Raw genomic sequence first — 13,810 nt, 5'->3', positions numbered from 1 at the left:
TGAGCCCGATGAGCCAGGCGGCACAGAACCTAAACTGGTTGATCACCAACTTTGTGGACAACACCCCCGGGGTGTCCCACACCGTCGTCGTGTCCGCCGACGGACTCCTTCTGGCAATGTCCGAAGGCTTCCCCCGCGACCGCGCCGACCAACTGGCGGCCGTGGCCTCCGGACTCACCTCGCTGACGGCCGGGGCCTCCCGGATCTTCGAGGGCGGGGCGGTGGCCCAGACGGTCGTGGAGATGGAGCGCGGCTTCCTCTTCCTGATGTCCGTCTCGGACGGATCATCCCTCGCGGTCCTCTCCCACCCGGAGTGCGACATCGGTCTCGTCGGCTACGAGATGGCACTGCTCGTCGACCGTGCGGGCGCCGTCCTCACTCCGGACCTGCGCGCCGAACTACAAGGCAGTCTGCTTCACTGACCGCCGCCGGATCCAGACACGCCACGAAATCACCGTCCGGCCGCCACAATCCCCCCACCGGCCCCAACAGACGGCACGACTGACCGACTTGCTGTCCCGCCCGGAGGATTCATGACCCCGCCCACCGCCTCTCATGATCCGTACGCTGAGCCGTACGGGGACGAGGGCGACCAGCCGCTGGTACGTCCGTACGCGATGACCGGCGGCCGGACCCGGCCGCGGTACCAACTCGCCATAGAGGCACTGATCAGCACCACGGCCGATCCGGCCCAGCTGATGGGGCTGCTCCCCGAACACCAGCGCATCTGCCACCTGTGCCGGGAAGTGAAGTCGGTGGCCGAGGTTTCGGCCCTCCTGTCCATGCCTCTCGGTGTGGCCAGGATCCTCGTCGCGGACCTCGCGGAGGCCGGACTCGTCGCCATTCACCAGCCTGGCGGCGATGAGAACAACGGCGGCGCGCCGGACGTGACTTTGCTCGAAAGGGTGCTCAGTGGACTTCGCAAGCTCTGACGGAGGCCGGGCGACCACCTCCGCGAAGATCGTCGTAGCGGGTGGCTTCGGTGTCGGCAAGACCACGTTCGTGGGTGCCGTCTCGGAGATCAACCCGCTGCGTACCGAGGCCGTCATGACCTCCGCCTCGGCGGGGATCGACGACCTCACCCACACCGGGGACAAGACCACCACCACGGTGGCCATGGACTTCGGCCGTATCACCCTCGACCAGGACCTGATCCTGTACCTCTTCGGTACGCCGGGTCAGGACCGCTTCTGGTTCATGTGGGACGACCTGGTCCGCGGCGCCATCGGCGCGGTGGTCCTGGTGGACACCCGGCGTCTCGCCGACTGCTTCCCCGCGGTCGACTACTTCGAGAACAGCGGCCTGCCGTTCGTCATCGCCCTCAACGGCTTCGACGGTCACCAGCCGTACAACCCCGAGGAAGTCCGCGAGGCTCTTCAGATCGGTCCGGACGCTCCGATCATCACGACGGACGCCCGACACCGTGCAGATGCGAAGAGCGCTCTGATCACGCTGGTCGAGCACGCCCTGATGGCCCGGCTGCGTTAGCGGCCAAGTCGACGGCTCCCTATGGAAGTTGTCGTAGACGCATTGGAGCCGGCTGTGTCGTTTGACACGGTCGGCCACAGTGTTCATAACGTTTCGACAGAGAATTTCACCGACCCCGCCACGCATCGCGGTCACCCGATGCCGCTGCGCTCATGAAAGCCCCGCCTTTTGGCGGGGCTCGCTCTTTATGACCGTTTTATCTGTGGTCGGTGCCACTCGGAATCCTCGATTCCGAGTGTTTGGAAGGGCGCCGCCTGACGTGCTGGAATGCGCTGAACTGCCCAGTAGTCAAGGGCGCTGGTAGATACCGCGGCACAACGTAGGTGCCGACGCCGAGAGGTTGTTGGTCGAGTGAGGCGAAGCATGAACGGTCCCGAGCCGTCGGCACGGGGCAACTTCACCCCGCCGCCGCGCGGAGCGGCGCCCGCACAAGTGCCCGGCCCGGAGCCCATGCCGGCGCCCGCGCCGAGCGGCGGCCGTCTCTCCCCGCGCAACTGGCGCGTGCCGACGAGGCTGAACGCGATCCTGCTCATACCCGTGATCGTCGGCCTGGTCATGGGCGGCTTCCAGGTGAAGAGCTCGATCGACACCTGGCAGGAGGCCCAGGACGCCGAGAAGACGGCGCGTCTGGTCCAGGCGGCCCTGACCTACGGCGACAAGCTGTTCGTCGAGCGGGACGTCAGCGCGGCCCCGATGCTGGCCGGCAAGGGCGAGAAGGACGCCGACGTCATCAAGGCGCGCAGGCAGACGGACGAAGCGGCCGACGCCTTCGACGAGGCCGCTCAGAACATGCCGAAGACGGCCGGCCTGGAACGACGCCTCGACGTCTTCCGCAAGGTCGAGCCCGGCCTGGTGACCCTGCGCAAGCTCGCGTACTCCAGCAAGCTCGACGGTGTGAAGACCGAGGAGGGCTACCTCCAGATCCAGCACCCGCTGATGGAGTTCGCCAACGAGCTCGGTCTGGGCACCGGAAACATCACCAGCTACGGCCGTACGGTCTACGCGATCTCGCTGTCCAAGGCCGCGCTGTCGCTGGAGCGGTCCATCGGCATGCACATGCTGATCAAGCCGGGCCCCGGTCTGAGCAGCCTCGCCAGCCAGCGGGTCGCCCTCTCCTCGTACGCCTACCTCGAAGGCATCGCGATCGAGGAGTACCTCGGTGGTGGCACCGAGGACGACGCCACGAAGCTCGGCGCGGCCCAGGCGAAGATCAAGGCCGACCTGACGGACCAGGCCAAGCAGGCGGCGTCCGCGGACCCGAACTACGTGCCGCCGCCGCCGGGCAACACCGGCATGGTCACCGAGCTCGCGAAGCTCAAGTCCCCGCTGGAGACCGACCGCGCCGCGCTCACCGCGAAGGGCGTCACCCCGCAGAACTGGTGGGCGGTCAACACCGCCAAGTACGACGCCTACCGTCAGATCGAGTCGGACCTCTCCGACAAGGCGGTGTCCGAGGCCTCGGACATCTCCGACGCCGCCCAGACCGACGCCTTCATCACCGGCGCCATCGTCGTGGTCGCCCTGCTCGCCGCGTTCATCCTGGCCGGCATGGTGGCCCGCCAGATGAGCCGCGCGATGCGCCAGCTGCGCAACGCGGCCTTCAACGTCGCCGAGCAGCGCCTGCCGATGCTGGTCGACCAGCTCTCGCGCACCGACCCCGGCCGGGTCGACACCCGCGTGCAGCCCATCCCGATCACCACCACGGACGAGATCGGCGAAGTCGCCCGCGCCTTCGACCAGGTCCACCGCGAGGCCGTACGACTGGCCGCCGAGCAGGCTCTCCTGCGAGGCAACATCAACGCGATCTTCACCAACCTGTCGCGCCGCAACCAGTCTCTGATCGAGGGCCAGCTGACCCTGATCACCGACCTGGAGAACAACGAGGCCGACCCGGACCAGCTGGAGAACCTCTTCCGCCTGGACCACCTCGCGACCCGTATGCGCCGCAACGGCGAGAACCTCCTGGTCCTCGCCGGCGAGGAGCCCGGCCGCCGCTGGGACCAGCCGGTCCCGCTGGTCGACGTGCTGCGCGCCGCCTCCTCCGAGGTGGAGCAGTACGAGCGCATCGAGCTCTCGGGCGTCCCGGAGGCCGAGATCCACGGCCGCGCCGTGACCGACCTCGTGCACCTGCTCGCCGAGCTCCTGGAGAACGCGACCACGTTCTCCTCCCCGCAGACCAAGGTCCGCGTCACCGCGACCCGTCTCCCCGACGGCCGCATCATGGTCGAGATCCACGACAAGGGCATCGGCCTCACCGCCGAGGACTTCGCGGACATCAACCACAAGCTGGCCAACCCGCCGACCGTGGACGCCGCGATCTCGCAGCGCATGGGCCTCTTCGTGGTCGGCCGGCTGTCCGACCGGCACGGCGTCCGTGTCCAGCTGCGCCCCTCCGGCGAGCAGGCCGGTACCACCTCGCTGGTCATGCTTCCCGACGCGATCACCCACGGTGGCGGCGGCGAGCACCAGCCGATGCGCGACGAGTTCACCGTGTCCCAGATCATTCCCGAGCAGCACTCGTTCCAGGGCGAGGACTTCGGGGTCCCGCAGCAGCAGCAGCCTGTGCTGACCGCCGCGGACCTCGGCTTCGACGACAGCCGTTACGAGGTTCCGGACGACATCCGCGACCTCGACCCGGTCGGCCGCTCGCTGATGCGCGAGGAGCGCCGTGCGGCCCTGGAGGCCCAGGCGCAGGGCATGGAGGCCATCGAGGGCCCCCAGGGCTACGTGGACGGCTTCGACGCCCAGCAGCCCGCCTACGACAACGGACAGCCGTCCTTCAACGGCGGCCCGACGGCGTACGACGGCGGACAGGGCGTGCACGAGGAGCAGCAGACCACGTACGACCAGCAGACGTCGTACGAGGAGCCGCAGCAGGCTGCGTATGACGAGGCGTACTTCCCGTCCACCGGTGGCTACCCCGAACCCTCCTATGCGGAGCCGGTCCAGCAGGATCGCGCGGGCATGGGCGGCGGCGCCCCGGAGACGCGGTCGAACTTCGAAGAGCCGTCCTACCAGGACGACTGGCCGCAGCAGGACGCGTACCAGGGCGCGTATCGATCCGAGTACGCTCCGGAACCGGAATCGTCGCAGGCCGCTGACGTGAGTGAGCAGGACCGCGTAGGCTTCAACCGTCCGGGACCGGCCCCCTCGGCCCCCCACACGCTGACCGACGCCGGACTGCCCCGCCGCGGATCCACCGCGGGCGGCAACGGCAACGGCGGGCGCCCCGTGGATCAGTCGAGGGAGCAGGCGGCGCCGGCTCCCTCCGGGAACACGGGCGGCGACTGGCGCTCGTCCAATGACGACCGCTGGCAGCGCGCCGAGTCGCTCAAGAAGCCCAAGGCGGGCGGGGTCACCCCGTCCGGTCTGCCGCGGCGGGTGCCCAAGGCCAACCTGGTCGAGGGAACCGCGGAATCGACCCCCCAGGGCGGCCCCCAGGTCTCCCGCGCTCCTGAGGACGTCCGGGGCAGGCTGAGCAACCTGCGCCGCGGCGTGGAGCGGGGACGCAATGCAGGTACTGAGACGAACGGTCAGGGCTTCGGTTCTGACAGCACCTACAACCAGGAGCGTTAGTGTGAGCCCGATGAGCCAGGCGGCACAGAACCTGAACTGGTTGATCACCAATTTCGTGGACAACACCCCCGGGGTGTCGCACACGGTGGTGGTCTCCGCCGACGGACTCCTTCTGGCTATGTCCGAAGGCTTTCCCCGCGACCGCGCCGACCAGCTGGCGGCCGTCGCGTCCGGTCTCACCTCGTTGACCGCGGGTGCTTCCCGCATCTTCGAGGGCGGCCACGTGAACCAGACGGTTGTGGAGATGGAGCGAGGATTCCTCTTCATCATGTCCGTTTCCGATGGTTCGTCACTCGCGGTACTTGCACACCCCGAGGCGGACATCGGTCTCATTGGGTACGAGATGGCGCTTCTGGTGGACCGTGCGGGCACGGTCCTGACTCCGGACCTTCGGGCGGAGCTCCAGGGCAGCCTTCTCAACTAGCAGACAGACGGTGCGAATTCGCGTCCCGTGGCCGTAAGGTTTCGGGACGCGGTCCCACAGTGATGGGTGCCCGGCACAGTCGGAGGAGGAGAAAGTGGTAACACCCCCAGGCGGTTCGTCTTCGGGCAACTGGTCGTACGGCCCCGGCCAGGGGCAGGGCGGCCAGGGCGACGGTCCGCAGGACCCGAACCGGTACAACTTTCCCTCCGCGCCCAGCCAGCGACGGCAGCCGTACCCGCCCCAGGGTCCGCAGGGTCCCGGGCCGTCGCCGTACGACCAGCCGTCGGCACCGCGTATCCAGCCCGTACAACCGCAGCGGCGCTCACCCGAGCCGTCGCCCGCGGGCTCGTCGAACAACCCCTTGGTGCGTCCGTACGCCATGACGGGTGGCCGCACCAGGCCCCGCTACCAGCTCGCCATCGAGGCACTGGTGCACACCACCGCGCAGCCGCACCAGATGCAGGGCCAGTTGCCCGAACATCAGCGCATCTGCAACCTCTGCCGGGAGATCAAGTCGGTGGCCGAAATCTCGGCCCTGCTGACCATCCCTCTCGGCGTCGCCAGGATCCTCGTCGCCGACTTGGCGGAAGCGGGCCTGGTCGCCATTCATCAGCCCGGCGGCGACGAGAGCGCCGGCGGCCAGCCAGCCGTGACATTGCTCGAAAGGGTGCTCAGTGGACTTCGCAAGCTCTAGCGGAGGGCCTTCCCGCTCCACCACGTCCGCGAAGATCGTGGTGGCGGGCGGCTTCGGCGTGGGCAAGACCACGTTCGTCGGCGCCGTCTCGGAGATCAACCCGCTGCGTACCGAGGCCGTCATGACGTCCGCCTCGGCGGGCATCGACGACCTCACGCACACCGGAGACAAGACGACGACGACCGTCGCCATGGACTTCGGCCGTATCACCCTCGACCAGGACCTGATCCTGTACCTCTTCGGTACGCCGGGCCAGGACCGCTTCTGGTTCATGTGGGACGACCTGGTCCGCGGCGCCATCGGCGCCATCGTGCTGGTGGACACCCGGCGTCTCGCCGACTGCTTCCCCGCGGTCGACTACTTCGAGAACAGCGGCCTGCCGTTCGTCATCGCCCTCAACGGCTTCGACGGCAACCAGCCGTACAACCCCGAGGAAGTCCGCGAGGCCCTCCAGATCGGTCCGGACGCCCCGATCATCACGACGGACGCCCGCCACCGCGCGGACGCGAAGTCGGCGCTGATCACGCTGGTCGAGCACGCGCTGATGGCGCGCCTGCGCTAGCGCATTCCGCCTCCGAGGCAACGGCCCCCGCTTCTCCTCCCGGATAAGCGGGGGCCGTTGTCCGTCTCCCCACCGTTCCCGCCCGGTACGCCGCGACGGCTCCCGAGCGAACTCCTGCCCCGTACAGCCGCGTTGAGCGGCGGGGTGACCCCGTGTCCCCGAACGCCCGCCGGAACGCCCCCTGTTCGCGCCGGAGGGCCGCGGTGCCCTCCGGACACACCTCAGCCCCGCCCTCCAGCAGGAGGACGGGGCTGTCGGCGTCAGAACACTCAGTGCCAGCTGTGCGGGGCCCGGAAGCCGGGCTCGCGCTCCAGGCGGCGCCAGCCTGCCTTGCGGTGGGCGCGGTGGGCAGGAGCGGCATCAGTGGGAGCAGCGGCGGCGCGGGCCAGGAGGATGGCCGTGATGGCGGCGACCTCCTCGGGCTCGGCGTGGCCCTTCTCGACGCGGATGTCAGGGGTGCTCATAGGTTTCAGTCTCCATGAGAGAGGTTTCCGCGGGGGTACCGCGGAGGATCCGCAGGGTTACTGCGGGGGGTTGCCGTGCTTGCGGGAGGGCAGGTCCGCGTGCTTCGTGTGCAGCATCGCGAGCGACTTGATCAGGACCTCGCGGGTGTCCGCGGGGTCGATGACGTCGTCGACCAGACCGCGCTCCGCGGCGTAGTAGGGGTGCATCAGCTCGGCCTTGTACTCCTTGACCATGCGGACGCGCATCGCCTCGGGATCGACGGCATCGGCGATCTGACGGCGGAAGATGACGTTGGCGGCACCTTCGGCGCCCATCACGGCGATCTCGTTCGTGGGCCAGGCGTAGGTGAGGTCGGCCCCGATGGACTGGCTGTCCATGACGATGTAGGCACCTCCGTACGCCTTGCGCAGGATGAGAGAGATCCGCGGCACCGTCGCGTTGCAGTACGCGTACAGCAGCTTCGCGCCGTGCCGGATGATCCCGCCGTGCTCCTGGTCGACGCCCGGGAGGAACCCAGGCACGTCCAGCAACGTGATGATCGGGATATTGAAAGCGTCACACATCTGGACAAAGCGTGCAGCTTTTTCGGATGCCTCGATGTCGAGCACACCGGCGAGGCTCTGCGGCTGGTTGGCCACGATGCCGACGACCATGCCGTCGAGACGGGCCAGCGCGCAGATGATGTTGCGGGCCCAGCGCTCGTGGACCTCCAGGTAGTCGCCGTCGTCGACGAGCTCCTCGATGACCTTGGTCATGTCGTACGGGCGGTTGCCGTCGGCCGGGACCAGGTCCAGCAGCACCTCGCTGCGGCGGTCGGCCGGGTCCGCGGACTCGGCGCGCGGCGGGTTCTCGCGGTTGTTCTGCGGGAGCATCGACAGGAGGTAGCGCACCTCGGCGATGCAGGTCTCCTCGTCGTCGTACGCGAAGTGGCAGACGCCGGAGGTCTCCGCGTGGACGTCGGCGCCGCCCAGGCCGTTCTGGGTGATCTCCTCGCCCGTCACCGCCTTGACCACGTCGGGTCCGGTGATGAACATCTGCGAGGTCTCGCGGACCATGAAGACGAAGTCGGTCAGCGCCGGGCTGTAGGCCGCGCCGCCCGCGCACGGGCCGAGCATCACCGAGATCTGCGGGATGACACCGGAAGCCTTGGTGTTGCGCTGGAAGATGCCGCCGTAGCCGGCGAGGGCGGAGACGCCCTCCTGGATCCGGGCGCCCGCGCCGTCGTTCAGGGACACCAGGGGCGCGCCGGCCGCGATGGCCATGTCCATGATCTTGTGGATCTTCGTGGCGTGGGCCTCGCCCAGCGCGCCGCCGAAGATGCGGAAGTCATGGGCGTACACGAAGACCGTGCGGCCCTCGACCGTGCCCCAGCCGGTGATGACACCGTCGGTGTACGGCTTCTTGGCCTCCAGGCCGAACCCGGTCGCCCGGTGCCGGCGCAGCTGCTCGACCTCCTGGAACGAGCCCGCGTCCAGCAGCAGCTCGATGCGCTCCCGGGCGGTCAGCTTGCCCTTGGCGTGCTGCGCCGCGGTCGCCTTCTCGCTGGGGCCCCGCAGCGCTTCCGCACGGATGGCGTGCAGTTCCGCCACACGTCCGCGCGCGTCCGTCGGTTCGCCTGTGGGGCTCGTGGAGGTTGCGGTGTCGGCCTCGTCCAAAACGGTCATGTAGTGACCTTACGAAGTCCACCAAGGAAAGAGGCCCGTCGACTCTGCACAGTCTCCGGACCGTTTTCCTGGTACCCCTGAACAGAACCGCCACCACATGCAGGCGATCTGACTGCTCAGAGGGGCCTGAGCTTGTAGAGATCACACAAACTCCTCGGCCGAGAGCCACCTCACATTCACGTGAGGCACATGCCATCGCCAGGGTGACGCGGACCTCCGTTCGAGGGTCCGCGCACCCCGTGGCGACGGATCAGCAGCCGCCGCAGTTGTAGTAGAGGACGTCCCAGTGGTTGCCCTCGTCGGCGTAGATGTTGCCGGCGCCGGACTTGTACTGCGGGGCGCCGTCGCCGCGCAGGCCAATGTAGGTGAAGTTGTTCTTGATGTAGGCGGTGACGCAGGTGTTCTTGCCGTAGTCGAGCTTGTAGCCGTTCCAGTGCGAGTACGTACCGCCGGCGTGGCCGGTCTCGGTGCCGCCGGTGATGTTGAGCGCGCAGCCGCTGGACCCCTTGAGCGTCTGGGCGCCCTGCGCGGTGGCGAGGTTGAGCTGCTCGAACGACGTACAGGTGGAGTTGTTGCGGTCGGAGCAGCCACCGGAGGAGGACCAGGTGACGCCGACCTGGCGGAACATCGAGGTCGCGGTGGCGTGACTGATCTTGGTGACGGCGAAGGCGTCGGTGGCGGTGCCGACGACGGCGACACCGGGGGCCACGACGAGGGCGAGAGCGGTCAGCGCGGACCTGAACTTCATATGGGGGGACCTTTCCTGCGGAGGACCGTCGGGCGGCCGTACGGACGTACGGCCGTGCTTCCTGTGGGGCGGCTGTGCAGGGGGTGCACGCAGATGGTGCCCGAGTTCTACGCGCGTCCGCCAGAGGGCGGACAGAGGTGACCCACCGTGACGCAGGAAGCACGCTCCGGATGATGTTGAAACTTGAACGGAATAGGTCTACGGTTGCCCTTGTTGAGCTCGTTGAACATTCAACAGATTGACGCCGTGGCTCGGAACCGGACCGCGGCCCGTCCCCCCAAGGAGCACGTCATGGGCATCTTCGGCCGCAAGACCACCGACACCGCCGAGTCCTCGGCCACCGCGACGGCCACCGCCGTCAACCCGGACCTGGCCGCGCTGACCGGCGACTACACCATCGACCCGGCGCACTCGACGATCGGCTTCGTGGCGCGGCACGCGATGGTCACGAACGTCAAGGGCAAGTTCAACGACTTCGAGGGCACGCTGCACCTGGACGGCGGCGACCCGGCCAGGTCGACGGCCACCCTCGACGTCAAGATGGACAGCATCGACACCGGGTCCGCGGACCGCGACGGTCACCTGAAGAGCGCCGACTTCTTCAAGACCGACGAGTTCCCGGCGATGACCTTCCGCTCCGTCAAGGCGGAGGCCCTGGGCGGCGACGACTACCGGATCACCGGCGACCTGGAGATCCTCGGCACCACCAAGCAGATCTCCATCGACCTGGAGTTCAACGGCGCCGCGAAGGACCCGTTCGGCAACGAGCGCGTGGGCTTCGAGGGCAAGGCCGAGATCCTGCGCTCCGAGTGGGGCCTCACCTGGAACGCGGCCCTGGAGACCGGTGGCGTCCTCGTCTCCGACAAGATCAAGCTGAACTTCGACATCTCGGCGATCAAGAACGCCGGCTGAGCCGTCGGCTCCCGTCGGCGCCCGCGCCGGCCGAACCGTTCGCTCCGGCGACACCCCGAGCGCGCCCGCCCTCCTGCTCCCCTTACGGAGAGGGCGGGCGCTCCGGCGTCCCGGCACGCGAGGGCGGGTGTCCGCGGCCCCGCGGCCGGCGCTCCGCCGTCCACGTGCCGTCACGTCACCCGACGCCCCGCCTCCAGTTCACCGATCACCGCCCGCAGGCGCGCGGCTCTGGTCTCCGGCGTGCGTGCCCTCAGCAGGCCCACCACGGCCAGGTACCGATCGGTCCTGCCGAGGCCGTCGAAGAACCGCCGGGCCCGCGGGTTCTCCCGCAGCGCCGCGGCGAGATCGTCCGGCACCGTGGCCTCGCTCTGCGACGCGTACGCGGCCGCCCTTCTGCCGTCCGCCCGCGCGGCCTCGACCTCCGCCAGGCCGCCGGGCCGCATGCGCCCGGCCGCGGTGAGCTCCTCGACCCGCCGCACGTTCACCGACGACCACAGGCTGCCCGGCCGGCGTGGGGTGATCCGCTGGAGGAAGTACGCGTCGTCGAACCCCTTGCGGTGACCGGTGATCCAGCCGTGGCAGAGCGCCACGTCGTTGACGTCCGCCGCGCTCACGGAGACCAGGCCGGTCCCCTTCTTCGCGATCTTCACCCACACGGCGGAGCGGTGTCCCGCGTGGACCGTCAGCCACGCGTCCAGCCGGTCCGCGTCCGCGAAGGTCTCGATCCCTGACGCGCTCTCTGTCCCCTCGATGTCGGCCATGGAGGAACGCTAGGACTTCTTCAGGTCGATTCCTGTCCTCAAGGAGCCCGAATTCCGCCGCGTTCTCTGTGAGTCCGCTGAGAATCATGAGTGTTCACAATGAACTCAACAGAATTGTTGACACTTTTGCGGACAGCGAATTACGTTCGCGGAACAAGAGCGAACAGGGCGCCGGCAGATCGAATGTGCCGCGAAGACGAAGATGCGCGAAGGGGAGAAATCTCAGTGAAGCACAGGGCAGTGAAGCGCAGGACCGTGGTCTGGGCATCGGAGCGACCGCTGGAATCGCGGCGGCCGGCGGCTTCGCCCTGAACGCGAACGCGACCGGCACGTCCACCGCGAAATCGGCGGGCACCCTGGTCTTCGACAAGGACGCCTACACCGAACTGACGACGACCATCACGGATGCCGGCGGCAAGGACCGCGAGGTGGTCTACCACTTCTGGAAGGCCCTCACCTATGTCGCGAACCCGGTGGACGCGAAGTACCAGAGCCTGAACGTCAGCGTCCCCGTCTCGATCGACGGCACCGCCGTGGACGCGACCGACGCGCCCATCGTCTTCGCCAACTCGGTCGGCGGCTACATGCCCTCGTCCGTGGCGGACGCCACCGGCGTGGGCGGCGCGGGCATGACCGGCGGACCCGGCGGCGGTACCGGCGGCCCTTCCGCGTCCGCGAGCGCCTCGGCGTCCGCGAGCGGCGGGACCGGCGAGGTCCAGTCCGGCGGCAACGCGATGGTGAACGCCCAGGGCGGCATGGTCAACCTCGGCAAGCTGGGCCTCGCGGCGGGCTACGTCGTCGTGGAACCGGGCGCACGCGGCCGTACGCTCACCGACGCGGACCATGTCTACTACGGCACCGCGCCCGCCGCGATCGTCGACCTCAAGGCCGCGGTGCGCTACGTCCGCGCCAACAAGGGCGTCATCCCCGGCGACACCGACCGGATCGTGTCCACCGGCACCAGCGCGGGCGGCGCGCTGTCGTCGCTGCTGGGCGCGTCCGGCGACAGCCGCATCTACGACTCCTACCTGAAGGAGCTCGGCGCCGCCGACGCGAGCGACGCGATCTTCGCGACCGGTGCCTGGTGCCCGATCACCGACCTGGAGCACGCCGACGGCGCCTACGAGTGGAACTGGGGCACCAACGTCACCGCGAGCACCGGCAAGGTCGTCGACCAGACCGTCTCCAAGGCGCTCCGGTCGCAGTTCGCCGAGTACCAGGCCGGCCTGAAACTGCGCGGTCCGAACGGCTTCGGCCCGCTGAACGCCCGCAACCTCGACGCCTACCTGGTCACGACGTATCTGGAGCCCTCGGCCGGCAAGTACCTCACGGACCTTTCGGACGCGGACCGCGCGACCTATCTGGCCGCCAACCCCTTCATCACCTGGTCCGGCGGCAAAGCGACGTTCACGTGGGAGGACTTCCTGACCCACGTGGGCGCCCGCAAGAAGACGACGCCGGCCTTCGACGCCTTCGACCTCTCCGCGGGCGAGAACAACGAGTTCGGCAAGGACCAGGTGGAGGCCCGTCATTTCACGGCGTACGGCCTGAAGAACGACACCACCGGCGTGACCGGCAAGCGGCTCGAGAGCGACATCCCCGAGAAGCTGAACCTGATGAACCCGATGTACCACCTCCAGCGGCACAACCCGGGCCGCTCCAGGCACTGGTGGATCCGTCTCGGTACCAAGGACTCCGACACCTCGCTGACGGTCTCGGCGAACCTCGCGGCCGCGGCGCGGAATCTGGGCGACGACGTGGACCACTTCTACTACTGGGACGAGGGCCACGGCTCGAACGTCGACCCGGGCGATTTCCTCACCTGGATCGCCAAGGTCACGGGCCACCGGCAGGGCACCGCCAAGTAGCGCCACCGCACGGCCAAGTACCTTTCCCCGGCGCCGAGTTCCCCGCACACAGGAACTCGGCGCCGCGGCGGTCCACGGGCCGCGATTAACCCGGTGCGCGGCGACGGTCCGGTCGTTAACCTCCGGGTATGAGCTGGCTTCCCACCGATTTCGTCCATCCGTCACGCGTCGAGGTGCCCGGCGGATGCCATCTGCGTCCGATCACCGGGGCCGACGCCGCCGTCGACTATCCGACCGTCATGGGGTCGCGGGAGCGGCTGTGGTCGATCTTCGGCGAGGCGTGGGGCTGGCCCTCGGCGACGATGACGTACGAGGCGAATCTGAAGGACCTGGAGCGGCACGAGGCGGAGATCGCCGCCCACCAGTCCTTCAACTACGTGCTGTTCGACACCGCCGGCACCACCGAGTACGGCTGTGTCTACATCGACCCGCCGGAGAAGGCGGGCGCCGACGCCGAGATCTCGTGGTGGGTGGTGGACGAGCGGGTCGGTACGGCGCTGGAGCGGGACCTGGATCTGCTCGTGCCGCGGTGGATCGCCGAGGCCTGGCCCTTCCAGCGGCCTCGGTTCATCGGCCGCGATCTGTCCTGGCACGACTGGCTGGCGCTGCCGGACGCGTAGAGCCGAGGTCTTGAGCCATGGACGCGTA

The 13,810-nt window shown here is 68.6% G+C and carries 14 protein-coding genes; 10 read left to right on the top strand and 4 right to left on the bottom strand.

What is annotated here, in order from left to right:
* Positions 1-8: 8 nt before the first annotated feature.
* The 7 genes from OG788_RS31395 (at position 9) to OG788_RS31365 (ending at position 6,744) form a co-directional block, all read left to right on the top strand.
* Positions 9-422, top strand: a complete 414-nt coding sequence (locus OG788_RS31395) for a roadblock/LC7 domain-containing protein (protein WP_266765867.1) — start codon at positions 9-11, stop codon at positions 420-422.
* Positions 423-533: 111 nt separating this feature from the next.
* On the top strand, positions 534-932 hold the full coding sequence (locus OG788_RS31390) for a DUF742 domain-containing protein (RefSeq protein ID WP_059131717.1): 399 nt from the start codon (positions 534-536) through the stop codon (positions 930-932).
* Positions 913-1,488 carry an ATP/GTP-binding protein gene (locus OG788_RS31385; RefSeq protein WP_028802395.1) on the top strand — a complete coding sequence of 192 codons (576 nt, stop codon included), beginning with the start codon at positions 913-915 and terminating at the stop codon, positions 1,486-1,488. Before OG788_RS31390 ends, OG788_RS31385 begins: the two co-directional genes overlap by 20 nt.
* A gap of 351 nt (positions 1,489-1,839) precedes the next feature.
* Positions 1,840-5,064 (top strand): nitrate- and nitrite sensing domain-containing protein, encoded by a 3,225-nt coding sequence (locus OG788_RS31380; RefSeq protein ID WP_406374633.1) that lies wholly within the window; start codon positions 1,840-1,842, stop codon positions 5,062-5,064.
* Between the two features lie 10 nt (positions 5,065-5,074).
* Positions 5,075-5,488 (top strand): roadblock/LC7 domain-containing protein, encoded by a 414-nt coding sequence (locus tag OG788_RS31375; protein WP_054219305.1) that lies wholly within the window; start codon positions 5,075-5,077, stop codon positions 5,486-5,488.
* Positions 5,489-5,582: 94 nt separating this feature from the next.
* On the top strand, positions 5,583-6,182 hold the full coding sequence (locus tag OG788_RS31370; RefSeq protein WP_406374632.1) for a DUF742 domain-containing protein: 600 nt from the start codon (positions 5,583-5,585) through the stop codon (positions 6,180-6,182).
* Entirely contained in the window at positions 6,163-6,744 is a 582-nt protein-coding gene (locus OG788_RS31365) for an ATP/GTP-binding protein (protein WP_103554950.1), read from the top strand. Before OG788_RS31370 ends, OG788_RS31365 begins: the two co-directional genes overlap by 20 nt.
* Before the next feature lie 269 nt (positions 6,745-7,013).
* On the opposite strand, the gene OG788_RS31360 is transcribed toward OG788_RS31365, so the two are convergent.
* The 3 genes from OG788_RS31360 to OG788_RS31350 all read right to left on the bottom strand — a co-directional run bounded on the left by OG788_RS31360 (position 7,014) and on the right by OG788_RS31350 (position 9,621).
* Positions 7,014-7,208: an acyl-CoA carboxylase subunit epsilon gene (locus tag OG788_RS31360; RefSeq protein WP_266763125.1), complete on the bottom strand. Its 195-nt coding sequence runs from the start codon at positions 7,206-7,208 to the stop codon at positions 7,014-7,016.
* Between the two features lie 57 nt (positions 7,209-7,265).
* Positions 7,266-8,873 (bottom strand): acyl-CoA carboxylase subunit beta, encoded by a 1,608-nt coding sequence (locus tag OG788_RS31355; RefSeq protein ID WP_351545095.1) that lies wholly within the window; start codon positions 8,871-8,873, stop codon positions 7,266-7,268.
* 250 nt (positions 8,874-9,123) lie between these two features.
* Entirely contained in the window at positions 9,124-9,621 is a 498-nt protein-coding gene (locus OG788_RS31350; RefSeq protein ID WP_356751615.1) for a hypothetical protein, read from the bottom strand.
* Between the two features lie 291 nt (positions 9,622-9,912).
* On the opposite strand from OG788_RS31350, the gene OG788_RS31345 reads away from it, so the two are divergent.
* Positions 9,913-10,533: a YceI family protein gene (locus OG788_RS31345; RefSeq protein WP_406374631.1), complete on the top strand. Its 621-nt coding sequence runs from the start codon at positions 9,913-9,915 to the stop codon at positions 10,531-10,533.
* A 170-nt stretch (positions 10,534-10,703) separates the two neighbouring features.
* On the opposite strand, the gene OG788_RS31340 is transcribed toward OG788_RS31345, so the two are convergent.
* On the bottom strand, positions 10,704-11,294 hold the full coding sequence (locus tag OG788_RS31340; protein WP_406374630.1) for a YdeI family protein: 591 nt from the start codon (positions 11,292-11,294) through the stop codon (positions 10,704-10,706).
* Positions 11,295-11,554: 260 nt separating this feature from the next.
* Between OG788_RS31340 and OG788_RS31335 the strand changes: the two genes are divergently transcribed.
* Both OG788_RS31335 and OG788_RS31330 read left to right on the top strand, forming a co-directional pair.
* On the top strand, positions 11,555-13,162 hold the full coding sequence (locus OG788_RS31335) for a subtype B tannase (RefSeq protein ID WP_406376896.1): 1,608 nt from the start codon (positions 11,555-11,557) through the stop codon (positions 13,160-13,162).
* A 128-nt stretch (positions 13,163-13,290) separates the two neighbouring features.
* Positions 13,291-13,782, top strand: coding sequence for an N-acetyltransferase (locus OG788_RS31330; RefSeq protein ID WP_406374629.1), 492 nt, complete (start codon positions 13,291-13,293; stop codon positions 13,780-13,782).
* The last annotated feature ends 28 nt before the right edge of the window (positions 13,783-13,810 follow it).

The organism is Streptomyces sp. NBC_00647 (genome assembly GCF_045207245.1).
Lineage (GTDB): Bacteria > Actinomycetota > Actinomycetes > Streptomycetales > Streptomycetaceae > Streptomyces.
The sequence above is the reverse complement of the archived record's forward strand: the minus strand, read 5'-3'. Positions and strand labels throughout refer to the sequence as shown.